This is a genomic window from Arthrobacter sp. FB24 (assembly GCF_000196235.1).
Lineage (GTDB): Bacteria > Actinomycetota > Actinomycetes > Actinomycetales > Micrococcaceae > Arthrobacter.
Genome location: NC_008541.1, coordinates 1,642,501 through 1,665,937, shown reverse-complemented (window position 1 = coordinate 1,665,937; position 23,437 = coordinate 1,642,501). Strand labels below are relative to the sequence as shown.

The following is a 23,437-nucleotide window of genomic DNA, read 5'->3' as shown; positions in this document are numbered from 1 at the left end:
GCTCCTTAGTTGTTTGGTTCTTGGTTGTCTTCAAGCTTATGGCCGGCTTCTTCAGCGAACTGCAGGAAGCGGGCGGCCACTTCCCCGCCCCCCTGCGGATCCCGCGTGACCAGCAGCACGGTGTCGTCCCCGGCGATGGTCCCCAGGATGGAGGGCATGACCGAGTGGTCGATGGCCAGGGCCAGGAAGTTCGCCGCCCCCGGAGGGGTCCGGAGCACCACGATGTTCGCCGATGCCTCGGCGGTAACCAGCAGTTCCCCGCACAGCCGGGCAAGCCGGGCGTCCAGGATCTCCTGGGTGACGCCGGCCTTGGCCGCACGTTCACCGCCCTCCCCCGGAACGGCGTACACGAGCACGCCGTCCTTGCCGCGAACCCGGACCGCCCCGAGTTCCACGAGGTCGCGGGACAGCGTGGCCTGGGTGACCTGGACGCCGTCGTCCGCCAGCAGCGCGGCAAGCTCGGCCTGCGAACGCACTGACTCACCGGTCAGGATCGCGGTGATCCGCGCCAGCCTGGCGGTTTTGGTCGCCGGGCTCGGGCCCGGTACCGACGGGTTGGTGGACACTAGAACGTGCTCTCCCCGGTTCCTTCAACGGGCGAGAGACCGTCGACGAAGGCCAGGCCCGACCGGTGCATGAGCCACGCCATCAGCGCCTTCTGGGCGTGGAGGCGGTTTTCCGCCTCGTCCCAGACGATCGACTGGGGACCGTCGATGACTCCTGCGGAGATCTCATAGCCCCGGTACGCCGGCAGGCAGTGAAGCACGACGGCGTCCGGCGCCGCGAGCTGCATCGCTGCTTCATCAACGGAATAGTTGCGGAACAGCTGGAGCCGGGCTTCCTTTTCGGTCTCCTGTCCCATGGACACCCAGGTGTCCGTGGCGACGACGTCGGCCCCCTTGAGAGCTTCCGCGGCATCCGTGGTGATCAGTACCGAGCCGCCCGTTTCCGCAGCCCGCTCCTCTGCGGCGGCGACGATATCCGCGGCCGGCAGGTAGCCGTCCGGACCTGCAATGCGCACGTGCATCCCGGCCGTCACCCCCGCCAGCAGGTAGGAGTTCGCCATGTTGTTGGCGGAGTCACCGAGGTAGCTCATGGTGAGGCCCTTGAGCTCGCCCTTGTGTTCCTTGACGGCCAGCAGGTCGGCCAGCAGCTGGCAGGGGTGGTAGTCGTCGCAGAGGGCGTTGATGACCGGGACTTTGGAGTTTTCGGCCATGGCCACCAGACCCGAATGGGCGCCGGTGCGCCAGACGATGGTGGAGACCATGCGTTCCAGGACCTTGGCGGTGTCCTCCACGGATTCCTTGTGGCCGATCTGTGCCTCGCCCGGGTTGATGATGAGGGCGTTTCCGCCCATGTCAGCCACGCCGGTGGCGAAGGACACGCGGGTCCGGGTGGACGTCTTGTCGAAGATGACCGCGACCGTTTTGCGTCCGCTGCCTTCTGCCGCGAACGGCTGGATGCTGTAAGGCGCGGCTTTCATGCGGACGGCGAGGTCCAGGACCTCGGCCTGTTCTGCCGGGGTGAGGTCGGTGTCCTTGAGGAAGTGACGGGTTGTTGCGGAGCTGGTCACTGGGCATCCTTTGCGGTCTGGAGGAGCGTGGGCAGTGCCTGGATGAAGCTGTCGGCCTGTGCGGCCGTCAGGATCAGCGGCGGGGCGAGGCGGATGGTGCGCGGACCCGGGCTGTTGACGATGAACCCGGCATCCAGCCCTGCGGTCACGACGGCAGGCGCGATGTCCGCGTCCAGGTCAAAGCCGATCAGAAGGCCTTCGCCGCGGACTTCCGTGACGCCGTCGACTGCCGCGAGCTTCGATCGGAGGTGCTCCCCCACGGCACGGACGTTGTCCAGGACGCGCTGGCTCTCGATCGCGTGGAGCGTGGCCAGGGCGGCGGCCGTGGCCACCGGGTTCCCGCCAAAGGTGGTGCCGTGCTGGCCTGCGGTGAGGAGCGAGGAAGTTTCGGGACCGAAGGTGATCAACGCGCCGATCGGGAAACCTCCGCCCAGGCCCTTGGCGAGCGTCACTGCATCCGGGACGATTCCGGCGTCTTCGCTGGCCAGCCATTTGCCGGTGCGGCCGATGCCGGTCTGGACCTCATCGAGGATCAGCAGCGCGCCCGCCTTTGTGGTCGCTTCGCGGGCAGCCTTCAGGTAGCCGGCGGGCAGGGGCCGGACGCCGGCTTCACCCTGGATCGGCTCCAGGAAGACAGCCGCAGTGGTCTCATCGATTTCCTCGATCAACGCGTCGATGTCCCCGAACGGGATGTGGACAACGCCACCGGGCAGGGGTTCGAACGGCGCCCGGTAGGCGGCCTTGGCGGTCAACGCCAGCGCGCCCATGGTGCGGCCGTGGAACGCCCCCTCGAGCGCGACGATCTTGGTCCGCCGTTTGACGGTTCCGCCCGGGCCGGCTGACACCTCGGCGCCGGAATTGCGGCGCGCCAGCTTGAAGGCGGCCTCCACGGCCTCGGTGCCGGAGTTCGCGAAAAATACTTTGGAACCCGCCGGCGCCTTGGCCAGTTCGAGCAGCTTTTCGGCCAGCGCAATCTGAGTGGGGCTGGTGAAGAAGTTGGACACGTGCCCCAGGGTGGCGAGCTGGCTGGAGATCACCGACGTCACGAACGGGTGGGCGTGGCCCATGGCATTCACGGCTATGCCGCCGAGCAGGTCGAGGTACTCCTTGCCGTCGGCGTCCCAGACCAGGCAGCCCGCTCCGCGGACGAGGACCCGCTGCGGCGTCCCGAACACACCCATGAGGGACGAGGAATAGCGGGCCAGCCACTCGGCTCCGGTCGTATGGCCTTTGGTTTCGACCAGCTCAACCACCGGGGACTTTTCTATCTGGCTCATGCGTTCGTTTCCTCGTCCGGGACCACCTGCGTGCCGATTCCGGCGGTGGTGAATGTTTCCAGCAGCATGGAGTGCGGCAGGCGGCCGTCCACAATGTGTGCGCGCTCCACTCCGTCGTCAACCGCCTGCAGGCAGGCGGCCATTTTGGGGATCATGCCCGATTCAAGCCTCGGCAGCATCTCCCGCAGCTCTGAGGCCGTGAGGGATGAAATCAGCGACGACTTGTCCGGCCAGTTCGCGTAGAGGCCCTCGACGTCGGTCAGGATGACCAGCTTGGAGGCCCCCAGCGCCGACGCGACGGCGGCGGCCGCGGTGTCGGCGTTGACGTTGAGCACCTGCCCGGTGGTGGATCCGTCGTCAGCTATTTCCGGGGCAACAGTGGAAATCACCGGGATCCTGCCGGCCGCGAGGATATCCACGATGCCCTCGGGGTTGACGCCCACGACTTCCCCGACAAGGCCCAGGTCCACTTCCTCGCCGTCCACGACGGTGCCGGTCCGGACGGCACGCAGCAGCCCGCCGTCTTCTCCGGACATGCCGACGGCGTACGGGCCGTGGGAGTTGATCAGGCCCACAAGTTCGCGGCCCACCTGGCCGGTCAGCACCATGCGGACCACGTCCATAGCCTCGGGGGTGGTGACGCGCAGCCCGCCCTTGAACTCGGACTCGATGCCGAGGCGGCTGAGCATGGCGTTGATCTGCGGACCTCCGCCGTGCACCACCACCGGGTGGATGCCTACGTGGTGCAGGAAGACGACGTCCTCGGCAAACGCCCGGCGGAGTTCATCGTTGACCATGGCGTTGCCGCCGTACTTGATCACCATGGTGGTGCCCGCGAAGCGCTGGATCCACGGCAGGGCTTCAATCAGGGTGCCTGCCTTGTCCTGGGCATCACTCATGGAGGTGGTCTCGCGTGTCTGGGTGTTCATGGTGCTGTCTCCCCGGAAGGTGGGTCTGCCACCTAGCTTGAGTAGGCGCTGTTTTCGTGGACGTAGTCGTGCGTGAGGTCGTTGGTCCAGATCGTTGCTTCGGATTCTCCGGCCTGCAGGTCGATCCCGACGTGGACCTCCCGGGGCTCCAGGTCCACGAGGCTGCGGTCTTCGCCGATGCTTCCGTTGCGGCAGATCTGCACGCCGTTCATGGAAACATTCAGCTGGTCCGGCTCGAACACGGCGTCGGTGGTGCCCACGGCGGACAGCACGCGGCCCCAGTTCGGGTCCTTGCCGAAGATTGCAGCCTTGAAGAGGTTGGAGCGGGCCACGGCCCTGCTGACAATCTCGGCGTCCTTTTCGCTGGCGGCGTTGAACGTCCGGATGGCGATGTCATGGCTGGCGCCTTCGGCGTCACCGATCAGCTTGCGGGCCAGTTCGGCGCAGACCTGCGTCAGTCCGGCACCGAATTCCGTTGCCGAGGGCACGGCGCCCGATGCACCCGATGCCAGCAGCACCACGGTGTCGTTGGTGGACATGCAGCCGTCCGAGTCCGCCCGGTCAAAGGTGACCCTGGTGGCGTCGCGAAGCACGACGTCGAGCATTTCCGGCTGGACGTCCGCGTCGGTGGTGATGACCACCAGCATGGTGGCCAGCCCGGGGGCGAGCATGCCGGCGCCCTTGGCCATGCCGCCGATGGTGTATTCGTTGCCTTCGGCATCCTTGCCGGTGAACACTGCTTCCTTGGACACGGAATCCGTGGTCATGATCGCCGTGGCCGCAGCCGGGCCGCCGTCGGTGCCGAGGGCCGCGGCGGCCGCGCTGATGCCCGGGACGATCTTGTCCATGGGCAGCTGCTCGCCGATCAGGCCGGTGGAGCAGACAAAGATGTCGGTGGCCGAGACGCCCAGGGCTTCGGCGGTCTTTTCCGCGGTGGTGTGGGTGTTTTGGAAGCCGTGCGGGCCGGTGCAGGCGTTGGCGCCGCCGGAGTTGAGGATCACGGCGTCGACGCGGCCGTCCTTCACCACTTCGCGCGACCAGTGGACGGGGGCCGCGGCCACGCGGTTGGACGTAAACACCGCCGCTGCGGCTTTGGACGGGCCGTCGTTGACCACAAGGGCAAGATCAGGATTCCCTGACGCCTTCAGGCCGGCTTTGACCCCGGCGGCGCGGAATCCTTTGGAGGCGGTGACGCTCACGGGGCAACTCCCTGCAGGTTGAGGCCGGCGGTTTCCGCCAGGCCAAGGGCGATATTCATGGACTGCACGGCGCCGCCGGCGGTCCCCTTGGTCAGGTTGTCGATGGCGCAGGTAACAATGACGCGGCCGGTGTGCGCATCGAACGCCACCTGCATCACGGCGTGGTTGGAGCCCTGCACGGACTTGGTGGAGGGCCACTGGCCCTCGGGAAGCAGGTGAACGAACGGCTCGTCGTCGTACGCCTCTTCCCAGGCGCTGCGCAGCTCTGCTGCGGTGACGCCGGGCTTCACCTTTGCCGTTGCGGTGGTGAGGATGCCCCGGCTCATCGGGGCAAGGGTGGGCGTGAAGGATACCGTCACAGCCTCGCCCGCGGCATTGCCCAGCCCCTGCTCGATCTCCGGGGTGTGCCGGTGGCCGCCGCCCACGCCGTAGGGGCTCATGGACCCCATGACCTCGGAGCCGATGAGGTTCACCTTCGCGGCTTTCCCGGCGCCAGAGGTGCCGGAGGCAGCGACAATCACGACGTCGTCAGGCTGCAGGAGGCTGCCGGCGAACCCGGGTGTCAGGGCCAGCAGGGCCGACGTCGGGTAGCATCCCGGTACGGCAATCCGGTTCGCTCCCTTGAGCTTTTCCCGCTGGCCCGGAAGTTCGGGCAGCCCGTAGGGCCACGTCCCGGCGTGCGCGGAACCGTAGAACTTTTCCCAGGCGGCGGGGTCTTCCAGCCGGTGGTCGGCGCCGGCGTCGATCACTACCGTGCCTTCGGGCAACTGGGCCGCAATGTCCGCGGAGGCACCATGCGGCAGGGCCAGGAACACCACGTCGTGGCCGGAGAGGTTCTCCACGGTGGTGTCCTCGAGGATGCGGCTGGCCAGACCATGGAGATGCGGCTGCAATTCGCCTAGTCTGGAACCGGCGTTGCTGTGTGCTGTGATAGCGCCGATAGTGACGTCGGGGTGTCCGGCCAGAAGGCGAAGCACCTCACCGCCGGCGTAACCGCTCGCACCGGAAACGGCAACAGAAATAGTCATGGAAACGACTATACAGGAAGACTATGCATAGAACCCGATATTTATGCATACGCTCATACCTGCCCTTGTTAGGCCAGCCAGCGTATGCTTGAAGAAGGGTGATCCTGACCGTGCGGTCCGAATGTCGGCTGCAGCGTTGCCCGTAACAGTTACGAGGCCCCGAGTCCATGACCCCCACCACCACTTCGGAGCGCCCGCAATCGCGTGTCCGGCAGCCCAACCAGGTTGTCCTGAGCTACTCCGAACTCCTCAAAACCGTCAAGGCCGCAGGGCTGCTCGAACGGCGCGTCGGCTTCTACATCACGGTCTTCTCCGTCCTGGTGCTCCTGATGACAGCAGCCTGGTTCGGCTTCGCGCTCATCGGTGACAGCTGGTTCCAGCTCCTCATCGCCGCCGCCATTGGCATCCTCTGCACCCAGCTGAGCTTCCTGGCCCACGAGGCCGGGCACCGCCAGATCTTCGCCTCCCGCCGTGCAAACGACTGGGCGGCCAGGCTGCTGGCCACGTCCGTCGCCGGCATGAGCTACTCCTGGTGGGAGCAGAAGCACGGCGCCCACCACAACCACCCGAACGTCATTTCCAAGGATCCCGACATCGCGCCCGGGCCCATTGCCTTCCACACCGAAGCGGTTGCAGACCGCCAGGGACGGTTCGCATTCCTTACCAAGAAGCAGGGCTGGTTCTTCTTCCCGCTGCTGTTCCTGGTGGGCCTCGGCCTGCAGATCGATTCGGTCAAGTTCGTCTTCCGCCGCGCAAAGGTCACGCACCGCTGGGTTGAACTCCCGATCCTGCTGGCCCGCCTGAGCCTGCTGCCGGTCCTTACCTTCACGTTCCTGCCGTGGGGCATGGCGCTGGCGTTCATCGGCGTCCAGCTCGCTGTCTTCGGTTTCTACATGGGCGCTTCCTTCGCCCCGAACCACAAGGGCATGCCGGTCCTGCCGGCGGACAGCCGCGTGGACTTCTTCAGCCGCCAGGTCCTGACGTCCAGGAACATCTCAGGCGGCCGCTTCATGGACATCCTGATGGGCGGCCTGAACCGTCAGGCCGAACACCACCTCTTCCCGGACATGGCCCGCCCGCAGCTGGATAAGGCCGCAGTCATCGTCCGGGAGTTCTGCGCCAAGCACCAGGTCCCCTACACAGAGACCACGCTGCTGCAGTCCTACGGAATCATCGTGCGTTACCTCAACGACGTGGGCCTCTCCGCCGGGCGCCACTTCGAATGCCCCATGGCCACTGTTACCCGCCGCTTCTAGGCACACCCCCGATTCACCCTTGAGACGAAGTGACGGCCGGTTACCGGCCGTCACTTCGTCGTTGACGGCCGTGTCCCTAGGATGGTTCCTGTATCCGGGCCTGGAAATCCCAGCCCAGGGAAGGAGACATATGATGCACGCAATTGTTGCCCGCCAGGCAGGCGGCCCTGAAGTGCTGCAGCTTGCCGAAGTGGATCGTCCGGTGCCTGGTCCGGGCCAGCTGCTGGTGAAGGTCTCCGCCACGGGCGTGAACTTCATCGACACCTACAAGCGCAGCGGCACGTACAAAGTCGCCTATCCATTTACCCCGGGTTCCGAGGCCGCCGGCACCGTCGAGGAAATCGGCGACAACGTCACGGTGTTCTCACCGGGCGACCGGGTGGCTACTGCCGAAGGAGCCAACTGCTACGCAGGCTACATCCTCGTGGACGAGGACAAGGCCCTCCCGGTCCCCCGCGGCGTGGACGATTTCACGGCGGCAGCCCTTCCCCTGCAGGGGATCACCGCGCACTACCTGGTCAATTCCTCTTTCCGGGTGGAGCCTGGCCACACCATCCTGCTTCACGCCGGGGCCGGCGGGGTGGGCCTGCTGGCGATCCAGCTGCTCAAGGCAAAGGGAGCCCGCGTCATCACCACCGTCTCCACCGATGACAAAGCGAAACTGGCCCGCGAGGCCGGCGCCGACCACGTCATTCCCTATGACGGCTTCTCCGCCAAAGTCCGGGAGCTGACCGACGGAACCGGCGCGGATGCGGTCTACGACGGCGTCGGCAAGGACACCTTCGACGGTTCCCTGGCCGCCCTGCGGGTCCGCGGCACGCTGGTTCTCTTCGGCGCCGCATCCGGACCGGTTCCGCCCTTCGATCCGCAGCGCCTCAATGCCGGCGGCTCACTGTACCTGACCAGGCCGACCATAAACCACTTCCTCCGCAACGCCCAGGAACGCCGCTGGCGCTCAGATGAGATTTTCGCGGCGGCCGCAGACGGGAACCTCAAGGTCCGGATCGGCGGCCGCTACGACCTGGCCCGTGCAGCACAGGCACACGACGACCTTGAACAGCGCCGCACCACCGGCAAAATCATCCTGGTCCCCTGAACCAGGGAACAGGACAACGAAGCAGGGACCGGGTAGCAGGAACCCGTTAACGGGACACAAACCCCCGGCGAACGCCGGGAGAACTGCGACACCTTCTGTTCATCTTGTGCGGAAAGAATGACCCCCGTGACTGAACAACCGCAAGCCTCCGGATCCGCGCCCGCGCCGGAGTCCGAGTCCGGCCCCCTGGAAGGACGCTCTGCTCTTCCCGCCGTCCGGAACGTGCATCTGCCGCAGCTGCCCGGCGCCGCCGCGGCACCGCCGGAGCGGACGCTGATCGACATCCTGGAGGACACGGCCCGGAAGTATCCCGAGGCGTCGGCCCTGGACGACGGCCACCGGCGCCTGAGTTACGCGCAGCTGATGGCCGAGGTCCGGGCCACGGCACGGGAGCTGCATCTGGCTGGCCTCGGCGCCGGCGACAAGATCGGCGTCCGCATCCCTTCCGGCACCAACCGCCTCTATGTCTCGATCCTGGCCATACTGCTGATCGGGGCTGCCTACGTTCCGGTGGATGCTGATGACCCCGACGAACGCGCCAAGCTGGTGTTCAGTGAAGCCCGCGTCGGCGCGATCCTCAGAGGCAATGGCGAGATCGTCACGGACAGCAAGCGTCCCCGGCCGTTCCCGGCGCCGCGGAAACCGCAAGCCGACGACGACTCCTGGGTGATCTTCACCTCCGGCTCCACGGGCACCCCCAAGGGCGTCGCCGTCCAGCACCGCTCCTCGGCGGCGTTCGTTGACGCCGAAGCCCGGCTGTTCCTGCAGGACGAACCCATCGGCCCCCAGGACCGGGTGCTCGCCGGACTGTCCGTGGCCTTCGACGCGTCCTGCGAGGAGATGTGGCTGGCCTGGCGCTATGGAGCCTGCCTGGTTCCTGCCCCTCGGTCGCTGGTCCGGACCGGCATGGACCTCGGCCCGTGGCTGATCAGCCACGGGATAACAGTGGTGTCCACTGTGCCCACCCTCGCGGCCCTGTGGCCGGCAGAAGCGCTGGAGAACGTGAGGCTGCTGATATTCGGCGGTGAGGCCTGCCCGCCGGAGCTCGCGGATCGCCTCGCCGTCGACGGCAGGGAGGTGTGGAACACCTACGGCCCCACGGAAGCCACCGTGGTTGCCTGCGCGGCGCAGCTGGGCGTGCCGGGCCCGCTTCGGATCGGCCTGCCGCTGGACGGCTGGGACCTTGCCGTGGTTGACGCCGGCGGCATTCCGGTGGAGGAGGGCCAGGTGGGCGAGCTCATCATCGGCGGCGTGGGGCTGGCCCGGTACCTCGACCCCGCCAAGGACGCCGAAAAGTATGCGCCCATGCCGTCCCTCGGCTGGACCCGGGCCTACCGGTCCGGAGACCTGGTCCGCTATGAGGCATCGGGGCTCGTCTTCATGGGCCGCGGCGACGAACAGGTGAAGCTCGGTGGCCGGCGGATCGAACTCGGAGAGATCGACGCCGCCCTGCAGGCACTGCCTGACGTTGCCGGAGCGGCGGCCGCGGTCCGCACGACGGCGGCCGGGAACCAGATCCTCGTCGGTTACCTTGCCGCCGCGGGCACCGCGGAGATCGATCTCGCGGCGGCCAGGGAGCTGCTGGGAGCCAGCCTCCCGGCGGCGCTCATACCGCTCCTCACTGTTGTGGAATCACTGCCCACCAAGACGAGCGGAAAGGTGGACCGGCACGCCCTGCCCTGGCCGCTCGCCGGCGCGGGGGCAGCAGATGCGGACAATGCACCCCTGAACCTGCCGGACGACGCACGCTGGATCGTGGAGCAGTGGGGCAGCGTGCTGGGGACACCGGCGTCGAGCCTGGATGCCGACTTCTTTGCCCATGGCGGCGGATCCCTGGCAGCCGCGCAGCTCGTGTCCGCGCTCCGTGTCCGCTATCCCACCATCACGGTGGCCGACATCTACGCCACCCCGAGGGTGGGCGCGCTCATCGACGTTGCCCGGCAATCCCTGCCCGAGGGGGCGGCCGGACCGGCGCCGGAGCGTGAGGTCCGTCCCACAGCCCTGAAATCGCAGGTCTTCCAGACTCTGATGGGGGTCCCCCTGCACATTCTGGTGGGCATGCGGTGGCTGACCTACGTGATGGCGGCCAACAACCTGTTGGCCGCCCTTGCCGGCTTCACGGCTGCTCCCGTTGTTTCCTGGTGGTGGGTGGCCGCTTCCTGGCTGGTGTTCGTGAGCCCGGCCGGCCGGATGGCCCTCTCGGTCCTGGCCGCCAGGACCCTGCTCCGGCGCGTGGTCCCCGGGACCTACCCGAGGTCCGGCAAGGTGCACCTGCGGCTGTGGCTGGCAGAACAAATCCAGGACTTGTCGGGCGCCATCAGCCTGGCAAGCGCCCCCTGGGTTCCGTACTATGCGAAAGCGCTCGGGGCAAAGATCGGCAACGACGTCCAGCTGCATTCGCTGCCGCCCGTCACCGGAATGCTTTCGCTGGGGCGCGGCTGCAACATCGAACCCGAAGTGGATCTCTCCGGCTGGTGGATTGACGGCGACACCGTCCACATCGGCCGGGTGCACGTTGGCGCCGGCGCCACAGTGGGAGCACGCAGCACGCTCATGCCAGGCGCCAGTATCGGAGCCGGCGCCCAAGTGGAGCCGGGCTCGGCGGTTCTCGGCAAGGTCAAGGCCGGGCAGCTGGTGTCCGGCTCCCCCGCCGAGCGGATCGGCAAAGCCAAACATGCGTGGCCGGACACGCCGCCGCCGGCGCATGCGCTGATCGGGCGGCTCTGGTTCGCCGGCTTTGCAGCAGCCTCGGCGGCGCTGGCCACCATCCCCTACCTGTCCGCTGCCGCCGGGGCGCTGGTGGTCTTCCTGTTCATCCGCGGCAGCGAATCACTTTCGGCAGCCATCCCCCAGGTGCTTGCCTCGCTCCCGCTCGCGGCGCTGACGTGGTTCATCACCAACCTCCTGCTGATCCTTGCCACCACCCGGCTGCTGGGTGTGGGACTCAAGGAAGGCTACTTCAGGGTGCGGAGCCGGATCGGCTGGCAGGTCTGGGCGACAGAACGGGTGCTGGACCTGGCCCGTGACGTCCTGTTTCCGATCTACGCCAGCCTGTTCACCCCGGTCTGGCTGCGCCTCTTGGGAGCCAAGGTCGGCAAGAACGTTGAGGCCTCCACCGTCCTCCTGCTCCCCAAGATGACAACCGTCGGCGAAGGCGCGTTCCTTGCGGATGACACCATGGTGGCCTCCTATGAACTTGGCGGCGGGTGGATGCGGATTGCCCCGGCCAAAATCGGCAAACGCTCTTTCCTGGGCAACTCCGGAATGACGGGGGCCGGGCGAAGCGTGCCCAAGAACTCCTTGGTGGCCGTCCTCTCCGCCACCCCGGCCAAGGCGAAATCCGGCACGTCCTGGCTGGGCAGCCCGCCGGTCCGGCTGCGGCGTACAGCAATTGCCACGGACAACACCCTGACCTTCCAGCCACCCCGGCGGCTGAAACTGGCCCGCGCCCTGTGGGAGCTCTGCCGGTTCATTCCGGTGGTGCTCACGGTGGGCCTGGCCGCCGGCGTCATGCTCGCCTTCGACCGGCTCGCCTCGCTATGGGGCTACGGTTTCGCTGCCATCCTGGGAGGCATCGTGGTCCTGGTGGCAGGAGCCGTGGCCGCGGCCAGCGCCGTTGCGGCCAAATGGCTGCTGGTGGGCAAAATCAGGCCGGGCGAACATGCGTTGTGGAGCTCCTTCATCTGGCGGAACGAGGTAGTGGATACGTTCATCGAAATGGTGAGTGCGCCCTGGTTCGCCCGCTCGGCTTCGGGCACTCCTGCGCTCGTGTGGTGGCTGCGCGGGCTGGGAGCGAAGATCGGCCGCGGCACATGGTGCGAAAGTTACTGGCTGCCCGAAGCAGACCTTGTCACTCTGGGGGAGAGCTCAACAGTCAACCGGGGCTGCGTGGTCCAGACCCACCTGTTCCACGACCGGATCATGAGCATCGACACTGTTACCCTCGAAGACGGAGCCACGATGGGCCCGCACGGTGTCATCCTTCCGCGGGCACGCATCGCGAGGGGCGGCACGGTGGGGCCGGCATCCTTGGTCATGCGCGGGGAGACTGTTCCCGCCGCGACCTACTGGATGGGCAACCCGGTCAGCCCCTGGGCAGGTCCGGCCGTACCGGCTCCGCGGCTAAAGTAGCTCCCACACGGTCGGCTCCGGCTCCCGCCATCCGCAATTCGAAGGCCAGTCTATGAGTTTTGCAGCACCAGCCAGTCCCGGCGATACACGCCGGCCGGGCGAACCGTCGGGCTCCCCGGATCCCTACGTCCCCGGGCATGGCACGAACGCCTACCGTGTCACGCGATACGAACTGGAACTGGACTACAAACTGGCCAGCAACAGGCTGAACGGGAGGGCAGTCCTGCACGCCGAGGCGGACCGGCCGTCGTCGGCCGTTGTCCTGGACCTCGCTGGACTGCGCGCCGTCAAAGTCTCCCTGAACGGCCGAAGGCTGCGGAGATTCAGCCAGCGGGCCGAACAGTTGGTGATCGTCCCTGACGCGGCGCTGCTGCCGGGAGACCGCTTCACGCTGGACATCCGGTATGAGGGGAATCCTTCTCCCCGCCGGGGCCTCTGGGGCGAGGTGGGCTGGGAAGAACTTACCGACGGCGTGCTGGTGGCGGGCCAGCCCGACGGTGCCGCCTCCTGGTTTCCCTGCAACGACCATCCGCAGCACAAGTCCAGCTACCGGATCGCCGTCACCACGGACGCAAGCTACCGGGCGGTTTGCAACGGTCTGCTGATCTCCCGCAAGACCGGCTCCAGCCGTGAAACCTGGACATACGAGCAGGCCGAGCCGATGGCGACATATCTCGCCACCGTCCAGATCGGCCGGTACGACGTTCTGACCCTGGACACCGCGTCGGTACCCGGCAGCGTCCCCCAGCACGTCGCAGTGCCTGCCTCCCTGGCCGACGCAGCACGCCGGGGCCTGGCCCGCCAGCCGGAGATGATGCGCACCTTCGTCAACAGCTTCGGCCCTTATCCGTTCCAGGAGTACACCGTGGTGGTGGCAGAGGACGAACTCGAGATTCCGCTCGAGGCCCAGACGCTGTCCATCCTGGGCCCCAACCATTTGGATACGGGATGGGAATCGCAGCGGCTCATTGCCCACGAACTGTCCCACCAGTGGTTCGGCAATTCCCTGACGGTTGCGGCCTGGTGCGACATCTGGCTGCACGAAGGCTTCGCGTGCTACGCGGAGTGGATCTGGTCCGAGGCTGCCGGGGTCATGAGCGTTGCGGACCGCGCAGCGGCTGCCTGGCGGAAGCTCGACGCCGGTCGCCAGGACCTCATGGTCGGTGACCCCGGGCCGGAGCTGATGTTCGACGACCGGGTCTACAAACGCGGCGCCTTGGCGCTGCACGCGCTCCGGATCCGGTGCGGAGACCTCGCCTTTTATGCGCTGCTGCACGAGTGGGCGGCCAGCAACCGCCACGGATCCGTGTCCACTGCCGGGTTCATCCAGACAGCGGACCGCGTGGCCGGAATCGATTCAGAAGCCCTGCTCCACCCCTGGCTGTTCGAAGAGGCACTGCCGGCCCTGCCCGAGCGGTAGCCGCCGGGGGTGGCCCTGACCGAGCGGTAGCTGCCGGGGCTTCACCCGAAGGCGACGGCGGCCGCCAAGTGGCCCGGCAGCCCCGACTCGGCTGACGCAAGGTCACGGATGCCGGCCCGGTCAAGCACGTCAAGAGTCTCAGGCGGCCGCCTCAGGCCCTCCCCGGTCATCTTCAGGAAGGCCTCCTTCCGAGCCCAGAGCCGGGCACGCTCACGCAGCAGGGCGGTCCCGCGCAACGGGGCCGCGGCCTGGCGCTCCGCGGGGGTCAGCGCCACCGCGTCGAAGCCCTCGAATTCCATCCGCTGCGGATCCTCGGCGTCGACCCCCAGCCGCTGACCCGGCACGGGAGATGTCACGGCCGCCAGCAGGGTCCAGCCGCCAGCCCGTGAGAGGCTCAGGAGCAGGGGCACCGGGACTCCGTCCAGGGTGTAGCCGGGCCTTCCATGGGGGACGCCCGGTCCAGTGCCGCATTGCGGGCAGCTGTAACTGGCGGCAAGATCATGGGCGCGCACCCCGAGCAGCTCCGCGGCGAACAGCCGCTGGGCCAGACGGCCGGCCAGGAAATCCTCGCGCGCCCCGGGCACCATGGCGCGGGCCCGTTCCAGTTCAGTCCGTTCCAGGAGCCGGCGGGCTCCGCGTTCCAACTCCGCACGTGCCGTGGCCGGATCCTGCCCGGCTGCGCGAAAGGGCGGGCAGGCACGCACAACAAGTTGTGATGCCATGGCCCGCCCTTCTGCGTGCTTAGCGCCGTTGGAACTAGCGCTGAACGGCTCCGAACCGTTCGGCGGCCACCGTCACGGCGCTTTCACGGGCAGCAGAGGCCTCATCGGCTGTGAGCGTCCGGTCAGCGGCACGGAAGCGCAGGCCGAATGCCAGCGACTTCTTGCCGTCCTCAATGCCCTTTCCTGCGTACACGTCGAACAGCGCCACGTCTTCCAGCAGCTCGCCGGCTCCTTCGCGGAGGGCGGCCAGGACGTCGTCGGCGGGAACATCCTTGGGAACCACCAGGGCCACGTCCTGGGTGGCCACCGGGAAGCCGGAAATGTGCTTGGCCACGATGACATCCGCGGCGGCTTCGAAGAGGGCATCGGCGTTGAGCTCGAGTGCCACCGAGCGTGCCGGCATGTCGTGCGCGGCCAGCAGCTTGGGGTGCAGTTCACCGGCATAGCCGATGACTTCGCCCGAGCGCAGCGACAGTTGGGCGGTCCGTCCCGGGTGGTAGGCCTGGTGGTGGCCCTGGCTGATGACGATTTCGACACCCAGGACATCGCCGGCGAGGCGGGCGATGTCCAAAGCGTCGGCCCAGTCCCAGGCACGCGGTGTGTGCGACGCTGCGGCGGGCGAGTCGTGGCCCGTCAGGACCGCCGCGATGTGCAGCGGCTGGTCGGGAACGCCGTCGTACAGGGCATCCAGCACCTCATCGGAGGGCTTGACGCCAAGCGGCGGAATGGAGGGAGTACCCAGGGTGTCCCCCGGCAGGAAGACAAGTCCCGCCTCGAAGACCGCCAGGTCGCGGAAGCCGCGCGAGTGGTTGCGCTTGGCTACCTCGATCAGTCCGGGCAGGATGGACGTCCGCAGGTAGCCCTGTTCTTCGCTGATCGGGTTGGCAAGCTTGACGGCCTTGCGGCCGGCGCCCTGCTCAGCCACGCCGAAGGTGTCATTGGCAGCCTTGGACACGAACGGGTACGCGAGGACCTCGGTGAGCCCGGCGTCGGCGAGCGCTTGGACCAGGCGGCGGCGTTGCTGTTGGACGCGGGTCAGGCCGCGTCCCGGAGGCGCCACCGGAAGCGTCGCGGGAATCTGGTCGTAACCTACCAGCCGGGCGATTTCCTCGGAGAGGTCTTCCTTGGTTTCGAGGTCGTTGCGCCAGCTCGGGGCCGTGACTGTCCAGCCGGCGTCGTTCCTGGCCACGGCAGCGCCGAGGTCCTCGAGCGAGGTGACGATCTGTTCGTCGGTGAAGTCGATGCCGATCCGGGCTGCGGCGAATGCCGCCGGCAGCTCGATGGTCACGGCGTCAGGGGCCGTGCCGACGTCGGTGCCGGCTTCATCGGCCGTGCCGCCGGCCAGCTCGACGAGAAGGTCGACAACCCGCTGGGCGGCGATGCCGGCAACCTGCCAGTCCACGCCGCGTTCGAAACGCTTGGACGCTTCGGAGGGCAGCTTGTGCCGGCGGCGTGACCGTGCGATCGATACTTCGTCGAAGTGCGCCGCTTCAACCAGGACGTTCGACGTCGAATCGCTCACCTCCGTGGCAGCACCGCCCATGACGCCGGCGATGCCGATCGCGCCGGAGTCGTCGGTGATCAGGAGGTCCTCGACGTCGAGCTTCCGCTCCTTGTCGTCAAGGGTGGTGATCTTCTCTCCCGCCACAGCGCGCCGCACCACAATGTCGCCGGACAGCTTGTCCAGGTCGTAGCAGTGCGTCGGCTGGCCGAGTTCCAGCATGACGTAGTTCGAGATGTCCACCGGCAGCGAGATGGAGCGGATGCCGGCCAGCCGCAGGCGCGAGACCATCCACGGCGGCGTCGGCTTGGTGGCATCGATGCCACGGACGGTGCGTGCCACGAAACGGTCGCACCCCGGCTTGCCGTAAATGGGGGCGTCGTCATTGAGTTTGACTCCGTACCCGCCGGCCAGTTCAGCCGGTGCCTGCACCTGTGAAGCCGGGTCCGTGAAAGCGGTACCGGTGGCGTGGGCATATTCACGGGCGACGCCGCGGATGGAGAACGCGTAGCCGCGGTCCGGAGTGACGTTGATTTCGGCGGCCTGGTCGTAGAGGCCGAGCAGTTCCATGGCGTCGGTGCCGATTTCGGGATCCAGCCCGATCCGGGAGAGCACCAGGATGCCGTCGTGGTCCTCGCCTATGCCCAGTTCACGGACGGAGGCGATCATGCCGGCGGACAGGTGGCCGTAGGTCTTCCGGGCGGAAATGTGGAAGTCTCCGGGCAGCACGGCACCGGGAAGGGTGACCACTACCTTGTCACCTTCCACGAAGTTGTGGGCGCCGCAGATGATGCCCTGGACACCCGACGGGTCAATGCCGTCGCCGGTGAGGGTCTGTTCCTGGCCCTCGGGGACCACTCGGACCTGGCACCAGTTGATGGTCTTGCCGTTGGTCTGCGGCTCCTTGACCAGGCTCAGTACCTGGCCCACCACAACGGGGCCGCGGAGCGCGTCCGTGGGGCGGTGGACTGCTTCTTCTTCAAAACCGACCTTGACCAGTTCTGCCATGACGTCTTCGGCCGTTGCTTCGGCCGGTACCTGCGCGAACTCACGCAACCAGGAAAGTGGGATACGCACTGTTAGATCTCCATCCCGAAGTGCTCGCTGAAACGTACGTCGCCTTCGATCATGTCGCGCATGTCGCCCACCTCGTTGCGGAACATAAGGGTGCGCTCGATGCCCATGCCGAAGGCAAAACCTGAATAGATGTCCGGATCGATGCCGGCGGCGCGGAGGACGTTGGGGTTGACCATGCCGCAGCCGCCCCACTCGATCCAGCGCGGACCGCCTTTGGCGCCCGGGTGCCAGATGTCCAGCTCTGCCGACGGCTCGGTGAACGGGAAGTAGTTGGGGCGAAGGCGGATCTGGGCTTCGTCGCCGAACATTTGCCGGGCGAAGTGCTCCAGCGTGCCGCGGAGGTCCGCCATGCTGAGCTTCTTGTCGATGGCCAGGCCCTCGAACTGGTGGAAGACCGGCGTGTGCGTGGCATCGAGTTCGTCGGTACGGAACACCTTGCCCGGGCAGAGGACATAGATGGGCACTTCGCGTTCAAGCATGGAGCGGACCTGAACCGGCGAGGTGTGGGTGCGCATCAGCAGGTGGGCCTCGGGGGGCTCCACGAAGAAGGTGTCCTGCATTTCGCGGGCCGGGTGGTCCGGCTTGAAGTTCAGGGCATCGAAGTTGAACCACTCGGATTCAACCTCGGGGCCTTCGGCGATTTCCCAGCCCATGCCGACGAAGATGTCCGCCACCCGGTCCTGAAGGGTGGACAGCGGGTGGCGCGCACCGGCACGACGGCGGCGCGGAGCTGCAGTGACGTCGACGGTCTCCTCAACGAGGATGCGTGCATCGTTCTCAGCTTCGAGTTCGGCGGTACGGTCCGCGAGCGCCTTATTGACGCGTCCGCGGGAAGCACCCATGAGCTTTCCGGCGGCGGCCTTCTGATCCTTCGCCAGGCCGCCGATTTCGCGGTTGGCAAGGCTCAGCGGCGACTTCTCACCGGTGTGTGCCAACCTCACGGCCTTGAGCTCGTCAAGGGTGGCGGCAGCGGCAATGGCGGCAACGGCGTGGTCTACGGCGGCAGTAATGGCGGCTTCATCCAGAGGATTCGGGATGGCAGCGCCCGGCAAAGTTTCAGTCATCTACTGTTCTTAGCTACGAGTCGGGTATCGCCAGCGAACTGTCCGGCTGCATTCGGGTCCACCGGCAGCGTGTCCGTCACTGGCTTGTCTTTCCGCGCGGCCGGGTTCAGGGACCGCGTGAAGCGACAAAGGGCAGGGCTCGCCGGAATTCGTCCGGCGGGCACTCTCCCCCAGTCTAGTTGAACGCGCCCGGCGGAACGCGCCACAGCCCGCAACGTGACTGCCCGCGGACCGGAGAAGCGGGGCGGCGCGGCGGTTGCCGGCTCCCGATACCATGGCCTCATGACCGGCCCCATAACCCCAGGACAGCGGCTGCGGCAGATCACCAACGTGCTGAATGCAACGACGCTCATGGGCCTGCTGCTGGCAAGGTGCGCAGGCACGGCCGTCCATGTTGGCCCGCGCGGCCTGCTCATCGCCACGGGTTACCGGTGGCGGCTCCCCGCCGCCCAGGCGTTCGCGGTGGGGAACGTCGTGCTGTTCCGGGCGGCGCCTGCGGAGGCTCTGTCCAACCCGGTATTGCTGGGACACGAGGAACGGCACAGCAGCCAATATGCCTGGTGCCTGGGCCTGCCGTTCCTGCCCCTGTACTTCATCGCAGCCGGGTGGTCTCAACTGCGGACGGGAAACCCGGGCTCCGCCAACGTCTTTGAACGCCTGGCGGGGTTGGAGGCCGGCGGCTACGTGGATAGGCGCCGCCGTGAAACGGGCAACCGCGGCACGAAAAAACCCCGAAAGGGCAGCGTTGCCCACGATGGAATTGAGGGATGACATGACCGAAAATACGAGGACTGTAGCGGTGACCGGCTCGGGCACTGTCGAGGCAGTGCCCGACCTGCTGACTGTTTCCATCGGAGTGGAGTGCCGCCGGGAGGACGTGGGTGCCGCGTATGCGGCTGCCGGGAGGGCCGCGGCCGGGATATCGGCGGTACTGCGGGAGCACGGTGTACCCGATCCGGACATCAGCACCTCGGGCTTGAACGTCCGCGCGGACGTGGTGTGGAAGGAGGGTCAGGGCCAGACCGTCGCGGGCTACATTGCCTCAAGCATTTTGGGCGTTCGGCTGCGGGATGTTGCCGGTTCCTCGGAAGTCATCGCGGCTGCGGTGGCCGCCGGCGGCAATGACGTGCGGCTTAACGGGCTGGAGCTCGGCTTCGCGGATCCTGCCGCCGTCACGGCGCAGGCACGGGAGGCCGCCTGGCAGGACGCCCTGGCCGCGGCCGGGCAGTTCGCCTCGCTGGCGGGCGCCGAACTCGGCGCGGTGGTTTCCGTCACTCAGCTGCCCGGACCGTCAGGACCGATTCCGGTGGCAAGAATGCAGCGCGCCATGGCCACGGACTCCGTAGGGATCGAAGCGGGGCAGTCCAGCGTCTCCGCCACGGTGGACGTCGTCTGGGAGCTCCGATGACAGGCTAGTGAACGCTACCGGCCGGCAGCTTGATGTCCGCGGTGGTCGCCAGCGTGGTTCGTACGATGACGGCGAGCGCCTCCGCCATCACGGCGGCGGGCAGCGACGGGGTACCGCTGCCCCGGGGCACCTGCTGCGTCTCATACGGAACATGGATGAATCCGCCGCGGGCCGCAGGCGGACCGCTGCTGCCGGACTTTCCGCCTGCCGGACCGCTGTTTAACGCGTGCATGAGTGCGTAGAAAACGTGGTTGCAGACGTAGGTGCCCGCGCTTTGGGAAACCTCGGCCGGTATCCCCGCAGCACGCAGGGCCTCAAGCCCCGCCTTCACCGGCAACGAACTGAAATAAGCTGCCGGGCCGCCGCGGACCACTTCCTCGTCCACGGGACGGTTTCCGGCGTTGTCCGGGATGCGGGCGTCGTCGCAGTTGATGGCGACCCGCTCCAGGGAGATCCGCGGCCGGCCGCCGGCCTGGCCGGCGCAGACCACCAGCTCCGGGCGGTAACGCTGCAACGCATCCTCAAGCACCGTGATGGACTGCCCGAACACGCACGGCAGTTCCAGCGCCGCAACGGCGTGCCCCTCTTCCAGCAGGATCCGGGAGGCCTCTTCCGCCGCTTGCCAGGAAGGGTTGATGGTTTCGCCGCCAAAGGGTTCGAACCCGGTGAGGAGGATCATTGCCTCAGCCTAGCAACCCGGCACGTACGATGGTTTCCCCAGCGTCCTTGACTTAAATTCGAACATACCTTCGAATTGTATCCATGAGATGGGACGCACAAGCACTCCGGCCGGCGCTGGCGGACACCACCGCCGGCAACGCACCGGCCTCCGCCCCGGCCACCCAGGCGCTGCTGCCCCTGGCAGGGCTCATCCGTTCAGTTTCCACTCCGGAATTTGCCGGGGTCACTTTCCATGAGGTCACGGCCAAATCCATGCTCAACAAAGTGGCGGCCGGTTCGCGCATGCCGTTCGAATGGACCGTCAATCCCTATCGTGGCTGCAGCCACGCATGCGTTTACTGTTTTGCCCGCAAGAGCCACACGTACCTGGACTTTGATGCCGGCCTGGATTTTGACAGCCAGGTGGTGGTGAAAATCAACGCAGCCGAGGTCCTCCGGAAGGAACTGGCCAAGCCTTCGTGGGGCCATCATCACGTGGCCCTGGGCACCAATACGGATCCGTACCAGCGGGCCGAGGGCCGGTACCAGCTGATGCCCGGCATCATCCGTGCGCTTGCCGATTCAGGGACTCCCCTGTCCATCCTCACCAAGGGGACGCTGCTGGCCCGGGACATCCCGCTCCTCAAGCACGCGGCCACCCAGGTGCCCGTAGGGATCGGAATTTCGCTGGCCATGACCGACGAGCAACTGTCGGAGGCGGTCGAGCCCGGCACTCCGGGGCCCAGGGCGCGTCTCAAGCTCGTCTCGAGGCTTCGCGATGCGGGGCTGCCGTGCGGCGTGATGGCCATGCCCATCCTGCCGTGGCTTTCCGACAGCGATGAAGCCTTGGACTCGCTGTTTGGCGCACTGGCTGCGGCTGGCGCCACCGGCGTCACCGCCGGGGCGCTTTACCTCAAACCGGGCACGCGTGAGTGGTTTATGCAATGGATCGCTGCCAGGCACCCCGAACTGGCGGGCCGCTACCGCCGGCTGTACGGGACCGGCTCCTACGCGTCCAAGGAATATCGCGAGTGGCTCGGGGGACGGATCCGCTACTTCAAGTCCCGTCACGGTTTTTACGGCTCGCACGGGTTCAGCCACCGAGACCTCGCCGGGGACCCCAGGGAAGAGGAAGCTCAGTACCCCGCCGGCAGCATCCCCGCAGCAAGAACGGGCGCGGGACCCGGCCAGGGTGTGGAGTCCGCCCAGCCCACGCTGTTCTGACCGTTCGTTAGAATCCCGGCGAAAGGCGCTCCGAACCGGCAACGGCCGCCAGCAGGGCGCGGACAATCGGGAAATCTGCGGGTATCCACGGCAGGGCCAGAGCTTCGTCATTTCCCGCCAAGGCAATCCAGCGCAGCTCGTCGTGGTCTTCCAGGGGGCGGGGTTCTCCGTCGGCGATCTCGGCAAACCACACGCGCATCGAGGCCTTGGCATTGAGGGGCCAGCCGGCAGCTGTTTCAGCCGGCAGTTCAGCCCCGAGCCTGACCCCGATTCCCAGTTCCTCACGGAGCTCCCGGTGCAGGGCGTCTTCCGCCGTCTCACGAGGCTCCACCTTCCCGCCCGGGAATTCCCACATGCCGGCAAACTGGGGTGGCGCCGTCCGCCGGGCGACGAGGAGCCGTGCAGGGGAACTCAGGGAATCCACAACGGCTCCGCCAACAACATTGATCAGTCCAGTCACCGCACCAGTCTATGGGGGACAATAGGGGTGGCTGGTTCCGTCGGCGAGCCGGAACGGCACTCACCGACAAAGCGTTCACTCCGGAATACGGCCCCCCTCCCTCAACGTTGAAGTAATCAGATTTTATGCTGCTTCCTGACTGAACCTTTGATGAATCAGAACTTTCGAGAAACAGGCCAATGACCTCCACGCCCACCATCAGCCCCGCCAAGTCCAGGGCCGGAACCAATCACCTCGCCTTAGCCATCGTGTCCCTCGCGATGGGCGGGTTCGGTATCGGCGTCACCGAATTTACCATGATGGGACTGCTCAAGGAGGTGGAACAGGGCCTGAACATCGGCACCCCGGAAGCCGGCCACCTCATCTCCGCCTACGCGCTCGGCGTCGTGATCGGCGCGCCGCTCCTCGCGGCGGTCGGCGCCAAACTCCCCCGCAAACACCTTGCCCTGGGCCTCATGCTGTTTTTCAGCCTGGCCAACCTCACGTCGTTCATCGCCCCGGATTACGGCACCATGCTGGTGTCCCGGTTCGCGGCAGGTCTGCCTCACGGAGCGTTCTTCGGCGTCGCCGCGGTGATTGCAGCTTCGCTGGTCGCTCCGACCAAGCGGGGCTGGGCGATTTCCATGGTGATGGCCGGGCTGACCGTCTCTAACGTCATTGGGGTCCCCTTCGCCACCTGGGTGGGCCAGGCATTCGGCTGGCGCCTGCTCTTCGTGCTCGTCGGCGTAATCGGGCTGGTGACGCTCGCGATGATCTGGAAGTTCGTCCCGTTCCACGAAGCGCACCCGGACGCCAGCATCCGCCGCGAACTTGGCGCCCTAAAACGGCTGCAGGTGTGGCTCGCCATCCTGATCGGCATCGTTGGCTTCGGCGGGTTCTTTGCCACCTACACGTACATTGCGCACACCATGACCTCGGTGGCGGGAATCCCGCCCGCGTTCCTGCCCCTGGTGGTGGCTCTCTACGGCCTGGGCATGGTGGCGGGAAACATCGTGGGCGGGCGCATTGCCGACAAATCCGTGATGGGCACCATCTATTGGGTCCTGCCCGGCATCGCCGTCGCCCTGGTTGTCTACGCGGTGGCCGTCCACTGGCCGTGGTCCGCCTTCGTCATGGTGTTTGTGGTCGGCGGTGCCGGCTCGTTGCTGGTGCCGGCACTGCAGACGCGGTTGCTGGATGCCTCACCCGATGCCCCGTCCCTCGCGTCCTCGCTCAACCACGCGGCCCTGAACGTCGCGAACGCCCTGGGCGCCTTCCTCGGAGGCCTGGTGATCGCATGGGGATGGGGTTATATTGCGCCCGCACTTGTCGGTGCCGTCCTGGCAATCCTGGGCCTCGGTGTGGCGGTAATCAGCGGCCTGCTGGAACGTAAAAGGCCGCTGGTTTCCTAGCCTGCGCCAGCAGGCAAGGAA

At 67.0% G+C, this 23,437-nt stretch carries 19 protein-coding genes; 8 read left to right on the top strand and 11 right to left on the bottom strand.

Annotation, left to right across the window (positions count from 1 at the left end; genetic code table 11):
* Window positions 1-5: 5 nt before the first annotated feature.
* From ARTH_RS07615 to argC, 6 genes are read right to left on the bottom strand one after another with little or no spacing between them, the layout of a single operon-like run.
* On the bottom strand, window positions 6-566 hold the full coding sequence (locus ARTH_RS07615; RefSeq protein WP_011691361.1) for an arginine repressor: 561 nt from the start codon (window positions 564-566) through the stop codon (window positions 6-8).
* Complete coding sequence (gene argF / locus ARTH_RS07610) at window positions 566-1,573, bottom strand: ornithine carbamoyltransferase (RefSeq protein WP_011691360.1); 1,008 nt, start codon at window positions 1,571-1,573, stop codon at window positions 566-568. Before argF ends, ARTH_RS07615 begins: the two co-directional genes overlap by 1 nt.
* The gene (locus ARTH_RS07605; RefSeq protein ID WP_011691359.1) at window positions 1,570-2,850 is read right to left on the bottom strand and encodes an acetylornithine transaminase; all 1,281 of its coding nucleotides are present in this window, start codon (window positions 2,848-2,850) and stop codon (window positions 1,570-1,572) included. Before ARTH_RS07605 ends, argF begins: the two co-directional genes overlap by 4 nt.
* The gene (gene argB, locus ARTH_RS07600; protein ID WP_011691358.1) at window positions 2,847-3,779 is read right to left on the bottom strand and encodes an acetylglutamate kinase; all 933 of its coding nucleotides are present in this window, start codon (window positions 3,777-3,779) and stop codon (window positions 2,847-2,849) included. The genes ARTH_RS07605 and argB overlap by 4 nt, the downstream gene beginning before the upstream one ends.
* A 32-nt stretch (window positions 3,780-3,811) precedes the next feature.
* Entirely contained in the window at window positions 3,812-4,978 is a 1,167-nt protein-coding gene (gene argJ, locus ARTH_RS07595) for a bifunctional glutamate N-acetyltransferase/amino-acid acetyltransferase ArgJ (RefSeq protein WP_011691357.1), read from the bottom strand.
* On the bottom strand, window positions 4,975-6,006 hold the full coding sequence (gene argC / locus ARTH_RS07590) for an N-acetyl-gamma-glutamyl-phosphate reductase (protein ID WP_011691356.1): 1,032 nt from the start codon (window positions 6,004-6,006) through the stop codon (window positions 4,975-4,977). Before argC ends, argJ begins: the two co-directional genes overlap by 4 nt.
* A 167-nt stretch (window positions 6,007-6,173) precedes the next feature.
* Here argC and ARTH_RS07585 point away from each other — a divergent pair, with 167 nt between their 5' ends.
* The 4 genes from ARTH_RS07585 to ARTH_RS07570 all read left to right on the top strand — a co-directional run bounded on the left by ARTH_RS07585 (window position 6,174) and on the right by ARTH_RS07570 (window position 13,909).
* Window positions 6,174-7,262, top strand: a complete 1,089-nt coding sequence (locus tag ARTH_RS07585; protein WP_011691355.1) for a fatty acid desaturase family protein — start codon at window positions 6,174-6,176, stop codon at window positions 7,260-7,262.
* Between the two features lie 130 nt (window positions 7,263-7,392).
* Window positions 7,393-8,358 carry a quinone oxidoreductase family protein gene (locus ARTH_RS07580; RefSeq protein ID WP_011691354.1) on the top strand — a complete coding sequence of 322 codons (966 nt, stop codon included), beginning with the start codon at window positions 7,393-7,395 and terminating at the stop codon, window positions 8,356-8,358.
* 117 nt (window positions 8,359-8,475) lie between these two features.
* Window positions 8,476-12,489 carry a Pls/PosA family non-ribosomal peptide synthetase gene (locus ARTH_RS07575; protein WP_011691353.1) on the top strand — a complete coding sequence of 1,338 codons (4,014 nt, stop codon included), beginning with the start codon at window positions 8,476-8,478 and terminating at the stop codon, window positions 12,487-12,489.
* A gap of 52 nt (window positions 12,490-12,541) precedes the next feature.
* On the top strand, window positions 12,542-13,909 hold the full coding sequence (locus ARTH_RS07570) for a M1 family metallopeptidase (protein ID WP_011691352.1): 1,368 nt from the start codon (window positions 12,542-12,544) through the stop codon (window positions 13,907-13,909).
* A gap of 41 nt (window positions 13,910-13,950) precedes the next feature.
* Here the strand turns inward: ARTH_RS07570 and ARTH_RS07565 are convergent, their stop codons facing one another.
* From ARTH_RS07565 to pheS, 3 genes are read right to left on the bottom strand one after another with little or no spacing between them, the layout of a single operon-like run.
* Window positions 13,951-14,631 (bottom strand): 4'-phosphopantetheinyl transferase family protein, encoded by a 681-nt coding sequence (locus ARTH_RS07565; RefSeq protein ID WP_011691351.1) that lies wholly within the window; start codon window positions 14,629-14,631, stop codon window positions 13,951-13,953.
* Between the two features lie 34 nt (window positions 14,632-14,665).
* Window positions 14,666-17,209: a phenylalanine--tRNA ligase subunit beta gene (gene pheT / locus ARTH_RS07560; protein WP_011691350.1), complete on the bottom strand. Its 2,544-nt coding sequence runs from the start codon at window positions 17,207-17,209 to the stop codon at window positions 14,666-14,668.
* A gap of 2 nt (window positions 17,210-17,211) precedes the next feature.
* Complete coding sequence (gene pheS, locus ARTH_RS07555; RefSeq protein ID WP_011691349.1) at window positions 17,212-18,273, bottom strand: phenylalanine--tRNA ligase subunit alpha; 1,062 nt, start codon at window positions 18,271-18,273, stop codon at window positions 17,212-17,214.
* Window positions 18,274-18,555: 282 nt separating this feature from the next.
* On the opposite strand from pheS, the gene ARTH_RS07550 reads away from it, so the two are divergent.
* Together ARTH_RS07550 and ARTH_RS07545 are read left to right on the top strand one after the other, a co-directional pair.
* Window positions 18,556-19,044 carry a hypothetical protein gene (locus ARTH_RS07550; protein ID WP_011691348.1) on the top strand — a complete coding sequence of 163 codons (489 nt, stop codon included), beginning with the start codon at window positions 18,556-18,558 and terminating at the stop codon, window positions 19,042-19,044.
* Window position 19,045: 1 nt separating this feature from the next.
* Window positions 19,046-19,681, top strand: a complete 636-nt coding sequence (locus ARTH_RS07545) for an SIMPL domain-containing protein (protein WP_011691347.1) — start codon at window positions 19,046-19,048, stop codon at window positions 19,679-19,681.
* 4 nt (window positions 19,682-19,685) lie between these two features.
* Here ARTH_RS07545 and pcp read toward each other — a convergent pair whose 3' ends face one another.
* The gene (gene pcp / locus ARTH_RS07540; protein ID WP_011691346.1) at window positions 19,686-20,360 is read right to left on the bottom strand and encodes a pyroglutamyl-peptidase I; all 675 of its coding nucleotides are present in this window, start codon (window positions 20,358-20,360) and stop codon (window positions 19,686-19,688) included.
* Window positions 20,361-20,443: 83 nt separating this feature from the next.
* Between pcp and ARTH_RS07535 the strand changes: the two genes are divergently transcribed.
* A complete protein-coding gene (locus ARTH_RS07535) occupies window positions 20,444-21,565 on the top strand; it encodes an Rv2578c family radical SAM protein (RefSeq protein ID WP_011691345.1) in 1,122 nt (373 codons plus the stop codon).
* Between the two features lie 7 nt (window positions 21,566-21,572).
* Here ARTH_RS07535 and ARTH_RS07530 read toward each other — a convergent pair whose 3' ends face one another.
* On the bottom strand, window positions 21,573-22,025 hold the full coding sequence (locus tag ARTH_RS07530; RefSeq protein WP_011691344.1) for a (deoxy)nucleoside triphosphate pyrophosphohydrolase: 453 nt from the start codon (window positions 22,023-22,025) through the stop codon (window positions 21,573-21,575).
* Between the two features lie 179 nt (window positions 22,026-22,204).
* Here ARTH_RS07530 and ARTH_RS07525 point away from each other — a divergent pair, with 179 nt between their 5' ends.
* Window positions 22,205-23,416, top strand: coding sequence for an MFS transporter (locus ARTH_RS07525; protein ID WP_011691343.1), 1,212 nt, complete (start codon window positions 22,205-22,207; stop codon window positions 23,414-23,416).
* Window positions 23,417-23,437 lie beyond the last annotated feature (21 nt).